The 16533-nt window shown below is 36.5% G+C and carries 12 protein-coding genes; 5 read left to right on the top strand and 7 right to left on the bottom strand.

Annotated features, from left to right (window positions below; genetic code table 11):
* Nucleotides 1–20: 20 nt before the first annotated feature.
* The 5 genes from LC457_RS03955 to LC457_RS03935 form a co-directional block, all read right to left on the bottom strand.
* Entirely contained in the window at nucleotides 21–1079 is a 1059-nt protein-coding gene (locus LC457_RS03955) for an NADH:flavin oxidoreductase/NADH oxidase (protein ID WP_223598703.1), read from the bottom strand.
* Nucleotides 1080–1091: 12 nt separating this feature from the next.
* Complete coding sequence (locus tag LC457_RS03950) at nucleotides 1092–3278, bottom strand: hybrid sensor histidine kinase/response regulator (protein ID WP_223598702.1); 2187 nt, start codon at nucleotides 3276–3278, stop codon at nucleotides 1092–1094.
* Between the two features lie 135 nt (nucleotides 3279–3413).
* Nucleotides 3414–4109 (bottom strand): LytTR family DNA-binding domain-containing protein, encoded by a 696-nt coding sequence (locus LC457_RS03945; protein WP_223598701.1) that lies wholly within the window; start codon nucleotides 4107–4109, stop codon nucleotides 3414–3416.
* Between the two features lie 106 nt (nucleotides 4110–4215).
* Nucleotides 4216–4983 carry an alpha/beta fold hydrolase gene (locus LC457_RS03940; RefSeq protein WP_223598700.1) on the bottom strand — a complete coding sequence of 256 codons (768 nt, stop codon included), beginning with the start codon at nucleotides 4981–4983 and terminating at the stop codon, nucleotides 4216–4218.
* Nucleotides 4984–5011: 28 nt separating this feature from the next.
* On the bottom strand, nucleotides 5012–5485 hold the full coding sequence (locus LC457_RS03935) for a Dps family protein (protein ID WP_223598699.1): 474 nt from the start codon (nucleotides 5483–5485) through the stop codon (nucleotides 5012–5014).
* 626 nt (nucleotides 5486–6111) lie between these two features.
* Here LC457_RS03935 and arr point away from each other — a divergent pair.
* The 4 genes from arr to LC457_RS03915 all read left to right on the top strand — a co-directional run bounded on the left by arr (nucleotide 6112) and on the right by LC457_RS03915 (nucleotide 12108).
* Nucleotides 6112–6525 carry an NAD(+)--rifampin ADP-ribosyltransferase gene (gene arr, locus LC457_RS23480; RefSeq protein ID WP_374200533.1) on the top strand — a complete coding sequence of 138 codons (414 nt, stop codon included), beginning with the start codon at nucleotides 6112–6114 and terminating at the stop codon, nucleotides 6523–6525.
* Nucleotides 6526–6721: 196 nt separating this feature from the next.
* On the top strand, nucleotides 6722–9742 hold the full coding sequence (locus LC457_RS03925; protein WP_223598697.1) for an ATP-binding protein: 3021 nt from the start codon (nucleotides 6722–6724) through the stop codon (nucleotides 9740–9742).
* A 2-nt stretch (nucleotides 9743–9744) separates the two neighbouring features.
* On the top strand, nucleotides 9745–10359 hold the full coding sequence (locus LC457_RS03920; RefSeq protein ID WP_223598696.1) for a response regulator transcription factor: 615 nt from the start codon (nucleotides 9745–9747) through the stop codon (nucleotides 10357–10359).
* 195 nt (nucleotides 10360–10554) lie between these two features.
* Nucleotides 10555–12108, top strand: coding sequence for a hypothetical protein (locus LC457_RS03915; protein WP_223598695.1), 1554 nt, complete (start codon nucleotides 10555–10557; stop codon nucleotides 12106–12108).
* Nucleotides 12109–12396: 288 nt separating this feature from the next.
* Here LC457_RS03915 and LC457_RS03910 read toward each other — a convergent pair whose 3' ends face one another.
* Together LC457_RS03910 and LC457_RS03905 are read right to left on the bottom strand one after the other, a co-directional pair.
* Nucleotides 12397–12861 carry a hypothetical protein gene (locus LC457_RS03910; RefSeq protein ID WP_223598694.1) on the bottom strand — a complete coding sequence of 155 codons (465 nt, stop codon included), beginning with the start codon at nucleotides 12859–12861 and terminating at the stop codon, nucleotides 12397–12399.
* A gap of 30 nt (nucleotides 12862–12891) precedes the next feature.
* The gene (locus LC457_RS03905) at nucleotides 12892–13863 is read right to left on the bottom strand and encodes a LacI family DNA-binding transcriptional regulator (RefSeq protein ID WP_223598693.1); all 972 of its coding nucleotides are present in this window, start codon (nucleotides 13861–13863) and stop codon (nucleotides 12892–12894) included.
* 241 nt (nucleotides 13864–14104) lie between these two features.
* On the opposite strand from LC457_RS03905, the gene LC457_RS03900 reads away from it, so the two are divergent.
* Nucleotides 14105–16522, top strand: a complete 2418-nt coding sequence (locus tag LC457_RS03900) for a TonB-dependent receptor (RefSeq protein WP_223598692.1) — start codon at nucleotides 14105–14107, stop codon at nucleotides 16520–16522.
* The last annotated feature ends 11 nt before the right edge of the window (nucleotides 16523–16533 follow it).

The raw sequence follows: 16533 nt of genomic DNA, 5'->3' as shown, positions 1-16533 counted from the left end.
GATATTTTTTTCTGTTTGATTTAATATGCTCTTTTATACTGCCATGGAATCTCTGTTTCAACACCTAATGTTTTAGCAGAGTGAATTGCAAAATAAGGATCCCGCAAATGCTCTCTGGCAATAATAACCAGATCTGCATTTCCGTTGGAAATAATATCATTGGCCTGTTCTGCTTCTGTAATCATTCCGACAGCTCCGGTCATAATTCCCGTCTGTTCTTTAATTGATTTTGCAAAAGGAACCTGATATCCGGGAAATACCTTGTCCTTGCTTACATTGGTAAATCCGCCGCCGGATGCAGTAATGAAGTCTGCACCGTTTTCCTTGAGTACTTTTGAAAGTCTGATACTATCTTCCAAGGTCCAGGCTTCATCTGATTCTATATAATCAACTGAAGAAATTCTTACGAACAAAGGCATTGCAGCAGGAATCACTTTCCTGATTTCCTGAACGGTCTCTATCAGAAACCGGGTTCTGTTCTCAAAACTTCCACCATATTGATCCTTTCTTTTATTGATCACGGCGGAATAAAACTGATGAAATAAGTAACCATGGGCTGCATGAAGTTCAATGGTATCAAAACCTGCTTCAACAGAGCGGAGTGCTGCTTTTACGAATTTAGCGGTAAGCCCCCTGATTTCATCTATCGTAAGCTCTTCAGCAAAAACGCCGTTAAATTCTCTTGCAGAAGACGATTTTACAGTCCAGCCTCCTTCTTCCGGTGTGAGAGGTTTCATCCTTTCATTGGGATGCTTCAGACTTCCTTTTCCTCCGGCATGCCACAGCTGAATGCCTATTTTTGCATCCTGTTCGTGAACGAAATTCACAATGTTTTTCCATGCATTTTTCTGTTCTTCATTCCAGATTCCTACATCGTATAATGTGGCAAGACCTTCTTCTGAAACAGCAGTACATTCTGTGAGAATCAGTCCGGCTCCGCCTACAGCCCGGCTTCCCAGATGAACGAAGTGCCAGTTGCCCGGAATTCCGTTTTTAGCACTGTATTGCTGCATAGGAGATAATGCAATCCTGTTTTTTAGCGTAAGACTGCGGATGTGTATCGGTGAAAATAAGTTCATTTTTTCTAGTTTTTAAAGTGATTTTGAAAATGATTCAGCTTCGGAAACAGCCTGTAACAGAATTTCCTGTACCTCTGTCAGTATTTTTTTCAACTCAGGGTTTTCTTCTGAAGCTGTCTCCAGAATATCCAGTTTTTCTTTTAATAAAGGGTGTAGTCCCATTATGGAAATACTTGATTTCAGGTCATGAGCCCATAATTTCATAGCTGCAAAATCCTGATTTTTATATGCTGTTGCCAGCTGTTGTAAATGATTGGGAATATTCTCAGTAAACTGTTGGGTGACCAGCTTTTCAAAGCTTTTGTCGCCACCGCTTACAGTGTGCATATAAGTTAAATTGATGTACTGATAATCAGATGGTGTATCTTCGGTTTTCTTTTCGGTTCTGTTGTGTTCTTTCAATCCTAATTTTGAAATCAGCGTAAACAGTTCTTCTTCCTTTACAGGCTTCGGAATATATTCATTCATACCACGACTCAGGCATTTTTCTCTTTCACCTGGAAGAGCGTGGGCAGTCATTGCGATGATTGGAATATTAAGTTTCAGTTCTTCTCTTATTTTTTGTGTGGCAGCATATCCGTCCATTTGCGGCATCTGTATATCCATTAATATAAGGTCACATTCATTACTGCTGAGATAATTGACTGCTTCAAGACCGTTTGACACCACATGAAAATCAATATTCCACTGGGAAAGTAAATGTTTCATCAGGCTTTGATTGATCGTATTATCATCTACCACCAGAACTTTCAGGGGAATATTCGATTTATCTTTAAAATAATGTGGATCAGCTTCCGGAAGTACAGTAAGCTGTTCTTCAGCAATTCCGTAAGGTAGGTAAAAATGAAATGTTGTGCCTTTACCTTGTTCGCTGGTTACTTCAATGTCTCCATTCTGCAATACAATTAAACTTTTCACGATAGATAATCCTAATCCGGTTCCTCCGTAATTTCGGGTTGTAGAATCTTCTCCCTGATTGAATCTTTCAAAAATTTCACTGAGCTTTTCTTTGTCAATTCCGATGCCGGTATCTGAAATCCTGAATCCGACTACAGCTTCTTTTTCAGTCTGCTGTTTACTATAAATTTCAATAGTAATATTTCCCTGCTGGGTAAATTTCACAGCATTTCCGATCAGGTTGACCAGAATCTGAGTTAATCTTGTTGCATCTCCTACCAACGTATCAGGAATCGAGGACTCGATAGCACTGGAAATAATAAGGCCTTTTTCTTTTGTCCGTTCTGTAAAGAATGTCTCAACGGAATTGACCAGTCCATTGATGCTGAAAATTCCCGGTGTGATGCGCATCATTCCTGCTTCTATTTTGGATAAATCAAGGATGTCATTGATGATGGTCATCAGGTTTTCTCCGGAACGCTGTATGGAAGAGACAAACTCTGCGGATGTTTCATCCAGTGGACGTTTTTGAAGCAGATTGGTGAATCCCAGAATTCCGCTTAAAGGCGTTCTGATTTCATGGCTCATATTAGCCAGAAAATTTTCCTTGGTTTGTGCGGCAATCAATGCCTTTTTTTCAGCAATATCAAGTTCACTGATCAATAATCTCTGACGGTTAAACTGACGAAGAATATGATATCCTACAATGGATCCGCTTAATATGAGCAAAACCAGCAATGAAATATCATAGAACCTTGCTTTTTGTCCCATTTTTCCACTTTTTTGACTGAGCTCAACCATATTCAGCCTTCTGCTCTCATAGATCTTGGCAGTAATCCTGGTGATTTCATTAGAAATATTTCTTGCGCGTGGATTGGCAATTGAGGTATTGTCATCCATATTTCCCAAAGACCTGTAACGCTGCATTAATTTGTCTTTGGTTGTTTTCTTTTCCATGGCAAGAACACTTAACCTGTGGATCAGCTTTTCTTCTTCGGCATTTACATTGTCTCTGGAGAGAGAGTCCAGAAAATTTTCAATCTGATTGATTTTTTGATCAATACCTTCCAGATGCGATATGTCATTCGTGGCAATTGAAGCTCTGATTCTGCTTTCCACTCCCAGAATATCACGGTCAATCTCCCGTAAATGGTTGCTTGAACGTAATTCATTCAGAAGGGTATTGTTATTTTGAATAAGAGCTTTGGTATTTCTTGCCGAATTGATCTGAACAATGATCAATAGGAGCGAACCTGCAATAAATGCCAGGATAATGAAATAACTGAACCGTTTACTATTCATTACTGAAGATGTTTTTTTCATAAATAACGATCTGATTAAAGGTGGAAGTATCGGTAAAAGAAAAAGATAACCCTAAGTTTATTGAGGGATTAAGATCAAAAATAGAGTAGTAGGAAGGTCATCGATCTTCGACTGCTAAAAAACGTTCATTCTTGTATTAAGTGCTTTACGATAGGCATCCGCTACGGGAATGAATTTACCGTTGATCATAATCCCGCCATCCTGAAGCGTATCAATCTTACTTACAGAAACAATATAAGAGCGGTGAACTCTTATGAAATGATCTTTCGGGAGACGTTCTTCAGCGGTTTTCATTTTACCATGAATGGCAAACATTTTCTCTTTTGTATAAAACTTCACATAGTCGCCCATGGCTTCTGCGTAAAAAATATCATCCAGCTTTAAGCGTCTGGTAACATTGGAATCTCTTACGAAAAGGAACTCATCTCTGGTTACTTCCACATTTTCTTTTCTGCTTTCGAGAATGGTTTGTGCTTTGCTTACCGCCTGCAGGAATCTTGCCGGCATAATGGGTTTTAAAAGATAATCTGCAATATTGAGCTCAAAAGCTTCGAGTGCATACTCTTTTTTGGAAGTTGTGAAAATGATAATAGTATCTTTACCTGAAAGTGTTTTCGTAAGTTCAATTCCTGTCATTTCAGGCATTTCTATATCCAGAAAAATTAAATCGACCGGATTGGACTGCAGGTAATTATAAGCGGTGATCGCATTGGAAAATTCATCAATAACCGTGAGATTAGGAATCTGTTTTGCCAGATGTGCTAAAGTTGTCCTTGCAATGTCGTTATCATCCACGATTAAAGCTTTCATAGGTATAATTCTTTCTGTTTACACAAATATACTACTTAATTATTTTCGGACATTCGTTCATTATGCTTGATTTTGTAAACTAATAAGATATTGTGTGTATCAAATTTTATTCACTTCCTTTGGCGGCATCAATAATAAGTTCAGCAGCTTCTTTAGGATGGGTCATGAAGACACAGTGGCTTGCACCTGCAATTTCTATTGTTTTTTTGCTATTGGCCCGCTTTGCATAGAAACGTTCCAAGTCTGGATTTATAATTTTATCTGCTTTAGCAACCATATACCAGACTGGTTTTGATTTCCAGGCCGGATGATGAATAATGGCGTGAAAAACCAAATCCTGCGTAGGCGTTTGTGAGAAAGCCATAAAATCTGCTTTTTCTTTAGCTACACCTCCGGCAAAGTCTGCAGGAAAGTTGACTGGATTTATATAATCAAATCCGTCATTTCCCTTAATTAGAGATTTATATTCTGACGGATATTTTTTTCCGTTGTCTGCCTCAGTTTCGCCTTCATCAGGAGCATGTGCAGCAAGATATACCAGTCCGGCAACTTTTGGATTGTTTCCCGCGGTGGTTATAATGGCACCGCCATAACTGTGACCTACCAGGATGCAGGGACCGTCCTGCTGGTCAATAATTCTGTTTACCTGCTTCACATCATCCTCATAAGATAGCAAAGTCTGTTGGGTTACAGAGACATGATATCCCTTTTTCACAAGTTCTTTATATACTCCTTCCCAGCCTGAGCCATCTACAAAAGCTCCATGAACCAAAACAATGTTTTTGACAGGTGTTTTTTGTCCATATACAAAATTTCCTAAGACCCCCAGGCTAACAAACAGGATGGCTAGCAGATGTTTAAATCTGGTTTTCATATTAATTTCTTTAAGTTAAAAATATCTTTTATCTAAAATATGAACGGATCATCCAGGCCATCTCTTCATGGGTTTCCATCAGACCCGTTATAAAGTCACTGCTTCCGTAATCTTTGTATTTTTCAGCAAAAGGAATGATGTTTCCACGGAGAAACTCGATGATGCTTTCGTGGTCGCTCAAAAGGTCTTTCATAAAACCGGCTCCGTCATTGGTTCTTTCACTATCTTCAGTTAAATGAGTCAGTTCCAGATAGATTTTCATAGTTGCCGGAGCATAATGTCCTATTTTTCGCATGCGTTCTGCAACGCTGTCCATCAGTTCATCCAGTTGTTTGTACTGTTCTTCAAAGAAAATGTGGTTGGCGTGGAAGTTGTCTCCGGTTACATTCCAGTGTGCATTTCTTGTTTTGATGTAAAGCAGTGTCTCATCAGCTAATAGTTTTGCCAGTTGTTCTGCAACGGCTTCTGTGTTTTTTTCTGTAATTCCGATTTTTGTTTTCATAATAATGGTATTTATAGTTGAGTATTATTGCTCTTTTGCTGATGTAAAGTTCATTCATAATACTGTAAAACAGTCCTGATTTTCGATAAACAGGCATAAACAATCGTTGAAAAGCTCCGTTTCTCAAATGATTATTAATAGCTGTAAATTCAGATCAGATAGGATTACTTATAGTGATGGTGTTATCAGTGAGAACATTAAAATAATTTCAGCCAATGGGCAACCAGCCTTTTTTTATTTTGTATAAATTTGCTCAATAGCGTACAGTACATTCAGAAATAATAAAAAAATAAAACATGGAGTTTTCACCATTTAATAATGTTATCAAACTTTGCCTTCAGGGGATGAATATGGAAGATAAAGCCATGCCTGAGGAGGCCAAAAGACTGTTTTTACAAGCCTGGGAAGAAGCGGCAGACGATCATGAAAAATTTCTGGCAGCTCATTATGTATCTCGTCATCAAAAAACACCTGCTGATCGGTTGAAGTGGCTTGAAACCTCTCTGGAATTTGCTTTAAAAATAAATGATGATACGGTTAAAAGTGCCTTGCCTTCTCTTTATTTGAATATTTCCAAATGCTATGAGGAATTAGGAGATCTTGAAACATCAAAAAAGAACTCCGAACTGGCACTGTTATTACAAAATCATCCTTCTGATAAAGGACCTTTTTACCATGGAACAAAAGCAGATTTACAGGTTGGAGATCTGCTGACGTCTGGCGGAATCTCAAATTATAAGTCAGAATTAAAAATGAATCATATCTATTTCACAGCTTTGATTAACGGCGCAGGGCTTGCCGCTGCTCTAGCAAAAGGAGATGGAGCAGAGCGTGTATATATTGTAGAACCAACAGGTATTTATGAAAATGATCCCAATGTAACAGACAAAAAATTTCCAGGAAATCCCACCCGTTCTTATCGTTCAGAAATGCCTTTGAAAATTATCGGTGAAGCTGAAGAATGGACAAAACCTAACCCTGAAGATCTTCAGAAGTTTCGTGAAAAATTAGATGATAGCAAAGGAGAGATCATCAATTAGTCTCCTTATTTGTTTTTAATGGTTTACATTCTAATGACTTGCGATTTTTATCAAAAAGGAAAAAAATACATATAAACCTACTTTTGTTATGAATTAAATATTAAACCAATAGGAAATATTTGACATAAAAACTCAATGAGACATATTTTGGCAAATAATGTGTTTAAATAAATTATCTTTACACTATTGGTAAAAAATGATTGGTTTGTGTAGAAATATTCTTACAGTTGGTTTTCTGTTTGCTTTTCTTTTGATTTACTCTCAGCAATATACTGTGCAGCTTTTCAATACAGATAACGGACTCCCTCAGAATAGTGTAAAAGATATTATAAAAGATAAATATGGTTTTATCTGGCTAACAACAGAAAATGGAATCGTAAGATATGACGGACTCAATTTTTTTGTTCGTAAAAATTTCCCATTAAACAGCCAGCGGTTTACTTATTTTTACGGTGATTCTAAAAAAGACAGCATTTTTACAGCAGGAGATTATGGAAAAACAGTTTTAATACACCAAAAGGTCCCCAAAGTTATTAAAAGTATAAAAAGATTTCCAACAATTATTGTTAAAGATAATATCAATTATCATCTGTGTATTTCAAACTACAGCTACAGCCCATCTCCGGGAGTTTATTTTTTTATGGACTTCAAAAAAGGAAGATATTTTATCACACAGAATTCCTTTGTTTATGAAGATTTTCTTTCGAAATCACAGGTTACACTTGATGTAAAACCGCTTTATAAAAATGATCCAAATGCCTTTACAATAGGAGATATCCTGTTTTATATTGATCGGAATACTAAAAAAGTAAAAAAAATAGAAGAAGGGAAAATTACAGGTTCTTATGATCTACCCCTTGTAGCGGATGTCAGAAGCAAAATTTTCTGGAACAGAACAAATGGGCAGGGATTTATATTGAATAATGATATTCTTTACAGATGTATTTACAATGATGGAACACTCAAGCTATTAAAATTGGTTCAGCTGGATCATATAAGCGAAAGTAACCTGATGAGCATTTATTATGATGAAAAATATAAAAAGCTTTATATTGGGAGCAGCACAGACGGACTCAAAATAGTGAGCTTAACAGATTTTACCTCTTCGAAAAAGAGTACTCCAAAATCATCAGCTGTCTTTTATGCGATCCAACCTTATAATGATTCATGTGTAATTAACCCCGCAGGAGAAATTTATAACAGGAACGGACTGGTTAAAAGCAAAAACTTCGAAAAAAATATATCCTATTTTTTAAATTTTGACAAGCAGGGAAATATTGTAACCCGAAGAGAACAAACTCTTTTTGTATACAATAAAAATTCTGATTTTACAGATTTCCAAAGTATTTCCACGGGAGAAGACACTGTGAAAGATTTCTTCTTTGCCAATGGAAAATACTATGTACTGGCAGCGAAACAAAAAAAAGGAAATACAGAATTCACAGGTACACTAAGCATTTATGAAGATTTACCCTATAAGTCTTTAAAGAAAAAATATCTGTTTGCAAATGAACCTACTAAGATTATTTTAACAGAAAAGGGTGATATTTTGGTTGGTACAATAAAAGGATTGTACAAAATATCAGTCAATCATAATAAAATCTACGATTTAACCGGGAAAAATGAATTGTCAATCCGTGATATTGTATATACTACAGATGGAAATTTATGGGTAACCACTCTGGGAAGAGGTTTTTATCTTATAAAAAACAATCAGCTTATAAAAATGCCCAGTGATCCGGAAGGGAATCTTTTGTCTCCCCACACACTGCTGGAAGATCAGGATGGTTATTTCTGGATTCCAACCAACAATGGCTTGTACAAGATAAGAGAAAACATGCTTTTGAAATATGTACAAAACCGGAATTTAAAATTGAACTATTACAGATATTCAAAAGAAGCAGGTTTTAACACCAACGAATTTAATGGCGGAAGTAATGTAAATGGCAACAAATTGAAAAATGGCGATTTTGTTTTACCCTCATTAAATGGGCTTGTATTTTTTAATCCCTTGAAAGTTAAAAGTTATTATCCCACAGACATGTGTATAGAAAGGGCTTTGTTTGATGATAAGGAAAGATTGTTTACAAATACATTAATGCTGAGCCAGGAAAACAGACGGGTTGAATTGTTTATTGATGTCCCTTACTATGCAAACCCTGATAATATTGTCATTGAAACAAAATTAGATGATAATGGAACCGGTAAATGGATGTCTGTAGGAAAGGACCGGAAGTTTTTACTCAATAACCTTGGCTATGGTATCCATGTTCTTACCATTAGAATGCTTGTTTCTGATAAGCAGGAATATGTTTTTAAGAAAATTAAAATTATCATTCCTCCTTTTTTTTATCAAACGCTATGGTTTAAACTGTTTATCATTTTTCTGTTGCTTTTTTTGCTTTATTTATCCGTAAGATGGCGGATGAGCTTTCATAAAAAGAAGAACCGTGAACTGGAAGAAATAATCCGTTTAAGAACCAGAACTCTTTCAGAAACTGTGGAAAACCTGGAAATTACTCAAACAAAACTGGGAAAGGAAATCGAACAGCAGAAAAAGCTCATCGGGACCATTACCCATGATATTACCACACCGTTGAAGTTTATTGCTTTGACCAGCAAAGAAGCTTTAGATTATCAGGAAATGAGTTTGCACCGCACTGAAAGGATTCTGAATTCTATTTATAAATCATCCAACCAGTTATACAATTTCACGAAAACACTGAAAGAATATGCTGATATATACAATGAATACAGGACTGACGAAACAGAATTGTATTCCTTCTATGACCTGGTGGAGGAAAAGAAAATCCTTTTTGATGAGATTGCAGCTAATCATAACACGGCAATTGTTAATAATGTAGATAAAGAACTAATGATACAGATCAGTAAAAATATTCTGGCTGTTATTATTCATAACCTGATGGATAACTCTGTAAAATATACACGAAACGGGAATATTATCATAACCGGATCGGATGAACAGGAAGCTGTTATTCTGGAAATTACAGATACAGGAATCGGCATGGATGAGCACAAGATTGAATATTACACCAAGCTTCAGGAGAATATTGAAAATGAGAAGCTGTTATTACAAAAATACGGGATGGGACTCCATCTGATACTTCAGTTGCTCCAAATGTTAGAAAGTAAAATTATAATCAGAAGAAACGAAACAAAAGGTACTTCTTTCCAATTAATTCTTAAAAAATCTTAAAAATGGTTAAAAAGATCCTTATAGCAGATGATCATGATATTGTATTAACAGGAACCGCCATCATTTTAGAATCGCGCATTCCTGATGTACTGATAGATACAGCTTCTGATTATCCTGAAGCTTTCGATAAAATTTCAAGGCAAAAATTTGATCTGCTTATTCTGGATATCAATATGCCTGAAAGCAGAAATAAAAAAATGATCTCAGAAATCAAACTGCTTGATCCTGCCTTGAAAATACTTGTTTTTTCGGCTTATGAAGATGAGATTGCCATACAGTATATCAAGGAAGGGGCAGATGGATATATTAATAAACTAAGTAAGGTAGATATCATTTCTGAAGCCGTGATGAAAATGTTTTCAGAAGGAAATTATTATCCAAACGGTATAGTCAACAGACTTTTACAGCCTTCCACCCTTGATGCTATAAAAAGTTTATCAGAAAGAGAGTATGAAATTTTTATGCTCATGGTAAAAGGAAACGGTAATCTGGAAATTTCAAATGAGATGGATATTCAGATGTCCACAATCAGCACTTATAAAAAAAGAATCCATAAAAAGCTGAAAACAAGTAATCTGGCCGATCTTATTAAACTGTATGAAGCTTATATGTCGTAATACTGATTTTTGTAAATAAAAGCTATTTTTTGAGTGTAGAAAATTTTCTACAATTTGCTTAGTTTTTTTCTACGCATGGTGATGTTTTCTGTAGAATTTATTCTGATACTTTTACATTATGTTAAACAATCGGGTTTATTAATGTAAATAAATTAATGATAAATGGTTAAAATTTCTACAAAACTAATCTTTGCAATGATAGCCCTGAGTCCGGCTATTGCTTTTGCCCAGGCAGGAAATGTTGGGGTCAACACAGTGAATCCCGGTTCTACGATGGATATTAACGGATCATTGGCTGCTAATTATAAAGCGGTCACTACAGCCACTTATAATTTAGCATTATCAGATTTCCACGTTTCATACAATGGAAGTTCAGATGCCGTATTCGGTTTACCGCCTTCCATCAGTGGGATTGGAAACTTCAAAGGGAGGATTTACAGAATTAAAAACAACACAAACTTTAAGATCACCGTGAATGCCGTGGCTCCGGAAACAATTAACGGAAATACCAGTATTTCAGTACCAGCCAATCAGAGCGTGGAGCTGGTGAGTACGGGACTTACCGGAACGAATTCTACATGGGAACTTCTCTCAACGGGAACATCTGCTACAGGGGATTATATTATTGTGAAGCCAAACGCAGCCCAATCCGTATCTACAGGATCAGATGTGACATTTGGATCTGTCATTGCCTCCAATAATATTACTTACAGCGCAGGTGTTTTCAATCTGAAAGCAGGTAAAACCTATGTGCTCCGTTGTCAGCTGCATGCCACAGATTTTTCGCTGGCAGGAGGATTCTTTGTGTATGAATGGGTAGACGCTTCCAATAACTCTGTTCTTCCTTCCAGTACAACAGGAGTTGTGGATGCCATCAATAATTATCCGGCAACATCTATTGGCGGTCAGCCGGAAGCCTATGCTATTTACAGACCTACAGTTGATACCTCTGTAAAGGTAAGATTGGGAGGAGCCGGAACTGCACAGCTGAATCCGGGAATAGGATTTATGACGGTTACCGAGCTTGCAGGAGGTAATGGAAATGGCGGTACAACAATCATTAATAATAATATCACAGCAAGTAACGGTCTTACTTTATCCGGTACAGATGTAAAATTGGGAGGAACCCTTTCGCAGGCAACTGATATTGCAACGGCAGGTAACAATTTAAGCATCAACGGTACAGGAAAAGTTCTGGTAGGAACCAATACAGTACCGGCAGGAGCTGCCAGTGCAAAGGTTGTTATTGATAACGGAACTACCAATGGGGCTCTTCAGATTAAAGACGGCACCCAGCAGCTGGGTTATGTACTGACCAGTGATGCAAACGGATTGGCAACATGGTCTTCTACTGTTACTACGGCATTTGCTGATAACTGGACATCTTACACAGGAACATTGGTTAATCCTTTTACCGGAAACTCAGGCGGAGACAATTTGCCAACAGGACTTTCTGTGAATATTCCTGCCAAAGGGTGGTATTTTTTCCGTTCAGGAATTACTATAACTTCTACCTGTAATGATTACTGGTTTTACATTCCTGGGATAGGTGAAGTATGGAAATCATATTGTGGGACTGCAAGTCCTGATCCTATTAATTTTGTGCCGAGAGATCAGACCAGAGTATTATACTTTGCTGCTCCCGGAGTTTATCCTATAGTTGCTCATAAAACCAATTTAGTAGTTCCGACCGGATTTAATGGAGGCAACCCTTCTTTTTATCTGGATTTTGTAAAGTTCCAAAACTAAATTCAGGATAATTATCAGACTAGAAAAAAGATTCTAAAAACATACTATGAAAATCAAAGCTGTAAAGTTAATTCTTTGCAGCTTTTTTATTGAGAGCATATATTCCTTTATAAAAAATGATGTCACAAACTGTTTTTCTCAGAGATTTTTATTTTAATAGAAAAATCTCTGATTATGATTGTACGCATAAATGACAGAATGAATATTTCCTACATTTGGGATAAGTTTTTCATTCATCCAATAGTTTTAGCCTCCCGATGGGGGCTTTTTTATTGTAGTTTTAACAAATTAACTGAGGTGATGACGGATCGATTGATATTGTTCAGAAAATAATTCCGGTGCGGCTTTTGTTTCCAACAATGATAAGATTCTATTGAACTGTCCTTTTAAGTAAAAACCTCTATGAAGTTCCAGTGATTTCTTGCCGTAATGTACAATACAGATTGGGGTTTGATATTTTCCAACAATTTTCATATCTATTCCTGTAATATCAGTCCAAAGAAACTGATGTTGTCTCAAACCTCCTGTAAAGAGGATTTCTGTATTTGAAATGATTAGTCTTAGCCGGGTATACATCAGCATACTAACAGCAATCAGGAAAATGAATGGTACCAAAAAAATAATTTCCCGGGGAAGATCTTTCTGCATAAGAAGCCCAAATCCTGTCAAACCTAAGAGAAGTCCAAAAAAATAGCAGATTATTTTTAACCATTGCGGTGAGGAAAAGGTTTCTTCAATCGGTAACTGTTTCATATTAATAATGTACTTCTATTTTCTTTTAAGCTATAAATAGTAACAATTATCGGGATTTGTTGGAGAGTTAGGATTGAGTTTTTTGATTTTTTCCATTAGTTTTGTAGCGGCAAATGTTCCCATTTTATATCCATCATTGATTTGATATTCATATGTTTCATCCAGATATTTCGGTAAAGTTCCTTCACTTATAGCAATTACTTTCTTATTCGTGTTGTTTAGGTTTCTTTTGATTAATGAACTATGGAGGCCCATTAAAGTTTCATCACTCATGGCAAAAAATCCATCAAATGAATGGTCATCTAACAAAAGATCCAGTTTTTGTTTCACAATATCAGCAGATTTACAGAATATAATCTTCAATCGGATAGAAGGAAATTGTCTGATTTTGTTTTCGAATGACTTGAGCCTGCTTTGTGTGATTTCAAGATTTTCATCGCCAAAAATTGCCAGTATATTTTTGCATCCCTGGTCAACTAATTTTTCTGCACACTGTTCGGCTGTTTTTATATTGTCAAAAATTACAGATTCAAAATTCTGCTGAGGAATCGTTTTATCGAAAATAATAACCGGAATTTCCATTTCCTTCAGTTTTTTCAAATGTTCACCATTTTTGGTCTCATTTGTTAATGAAATCAGGATACCATCCACTCTGGAATTGATGCAGGTTTCTATATGTTCCTTTTCTGTCTCAAAGGAATCATTGGATGATAATATAAAAAAACGGTATCCTTCTTTATTAAGAATGGATGAAATACCATTAATGATTGATGGTAAAAAAAACATGGAAATTTCCGGAACAATAAGACCAATCACCTTAGAAGAGTTTTTCCTGAAACTGATGGCAAAATCATTCGGAATATAATTAAACGTTTCTGCCGCTTCCTTCACTTTGAGCTTAACAGAACTGCTTATATCAGGATGATCCTTTAATGCTCTGGAAACTGTTGAAGTACTAATGTTGAGCATTTTCGCAAGATCTTTTATGGTCGTTCTTTTCATTTTAAGAGTTCATGTCAATTATTGGGAGAAATTAAGAATAATTGTAGTAAAATATTTTGTTAATATTTGTTAAATAAATAGTTTTAATATGTTAAGAAAAAGTTAACGTTACGAAAACTTATCAACCGCAACCGTTTGCGCAACCGTTTGAAATTAACATAGCGTTAATACCCTGTTCAAAATCCCTTTTTGAGATGCTAAAAAAAATACTTTTGAGACATAACAAAAATTTAGAAATGCTATGGAAGCACAAGTAATAAAGAAATTGCTGATTTTAGGGACTATTAATATAGCCGCTTTTATGTTCTCTCAGGATACTGTTCATGATACCATATCAGCCAGAAATAAGGTCATAGATGAAGTTGTTATTACAGGTAATTCCAATCCTAAATCCTCCATTAAGACAAGTACTTCAATTTCAACTCTAAAACAAGCTGATATCATCAATGCAGCACCCAGGACTACAGCTGAAATTTTTAGGACAATTCCGGGAATCCGCAGTGAGTCTTCAGGAGGTGAAGGAAACTCAAATATTACGGTAAGAGGAGTTCCTGTTTCTGCAGGAGGATCAAGATATCTTCTGATTCAGGAAGATGGGCTTCCGGTAATGCAGTTTGGAGATATTGCTTTTGGAACGCAGGATCAGTTTACAAGATTTGATTCTTTTGTATCCAGAGTTGAGGCCCTGAGAGGAGGTTCTGCATCCGTTTTTGCATCAAACTCACCCGCAGGTATTATCAATTTCATTACAAAAACAGGAGAAAAGAAAGGAGGTAGCATTACCCAGCAGGTAGGTTTGAATTATAATAACTTCAGAACAGATGTAGACTATGGAACACCTCTTGGGAAAGACTTTTATATTGGAGTAGGTGGTTTTTACAGAGGTGGAGACGGTCCCAGAAAGACAGGATATACCTCTAATAACGGAGGGCAGTTTCGTCTATCTTTACTAAAGAAATTCGAAAAAGGAAGTATCCGGATTTATGGTAAATATCTCGATGACAGAACAGCAGCATATATGCCAATGCCTGTCGCAGTTTCAGGTTCAGATTCCAACCCTGATTACAGCTCTCTGGCCCATTACAATATCTTAACAGGAGCTCTTCAGTCTGCTAATTTTAAGAATGATATTACGTTTGGCGGAAATGGACAGATTCTGAAAAGTGATATCCGTGACGGGATGCATTCTGTATCCAAAACTGTAGGGATGGAATTTAATTATGATCTGGGTGCCGGATGGAAATTAGATGCGAAGGCAAGATATGCTGCAAATGACGGACAGTTTTTAGCACCTTTTCCTGCAGCTGTTGGCAGTAGATCTGAAATTTTGGAATCTATTGCCGGGTATGGAAACGCAGTCTATGCAGGAACCAGCAATGCTGTAGATAACGATACAAAGTATATGAAAACAGTGTTATTCAATACCAAACTGAATAATCTAAACAACTTTTTCAGCGATTTGAATATCAGTAAAAAGTGGAATAAGATAAAACTCAATGCCGGAGTGTACAACAGTACTCAAAATATCAACTTATTCTGGAACTGGAATACTTATCTGATGGAAGTTTCCGATAATAATGCAAGATTGGTAGATATCATCAGCAATACGGGAACTAAAATTACAGACAATGGTCTGCTTCACTATGGAGTTCCGGATTGGGGAGGCGTAAATAGAAATTACGATACTAAGTATTCCGTGATTGCACCTCATGCGCAGGTGGAAATTAATCCGATTGCGAACCTAACTCTGGATCTTGGGGCACGATATGATTTTGGAAATGTATCAGGAAGTTTTTCCGGAACAAAAAATACAACACGTATCATTGACGTGAATCAAAACGGAATTATTGAAACTCCTGAACTTTCAGTGGCTGTAGTAGATGGCACTGTTCCTGTTGATTATAAATATGGTATTTTCGGATACTCATTTGGAGCAAACTATACCTTAAATTCTCATCATGCCGTTTTTGCCAGAGTAAGCCAGGGGGGAAGTGCGTCAGCCGACAGAATTCTTTTTGCCGGATACAATTATACTAATAATGATGACCCGGCCTTAGATGCTGTAAAAGTGAATAAACTCAATCAGATTGAAGCCGGTTATAAACTAAGAGGAGCCAATTATTTTCTGAATACAACTTTCTTTTACGCAAAAACCATCGAGGCGAATTACGAAGCAACCACCCAGATAAGAACAGAAAACAAGTACCAGTCCTGGGGAATTGAGTTCGATGGGTTCTATAAGATCAATAAAAATTTTGATATCAAAGCAGGTCTTACCTATACTCATGCCGAAATTAAAAATGCAATCGATCCGACAATAATAGGGAATATGCCAAGAAGGACTCCCAAGCTGATGTACTCATTCAATCCTAATGTTAATATAGAAAAGCTGAGCTTTGGATTCTTTGCTGTGGGCTCTACAAAAGCATTTACTCAGGATAGCAATAAGCTGATTATGCCGGGCTATATAATTATAAATCCATACATTTCATACAGACTGCTCAATAATCTGACACTGAATGTGAATGCTAATAATGTGTTTAATGCGCTTGCTATCACCGAAGCAGAAGAAGGATCATTACAGGGAACCAATGGAATTGTCAGAGCGAGAACTCTGCCGGGAAGAACAATTGGTGCAAGTGTGAAATTTGATTTCTAATTTTATTAACA

This window comes from Chryseobacterium sp. GVT01B (assembly GCF_019970045.1).
Classification (GTDB): domain Bacteria; phylum Bacteroidota; class Bacteroidia; order Flavobacteriales; family Weeksellaceae; genus Chryseobacterium.
This window is presented reverse-complemented; position numbering and strand designations above follow the sequence as displayed.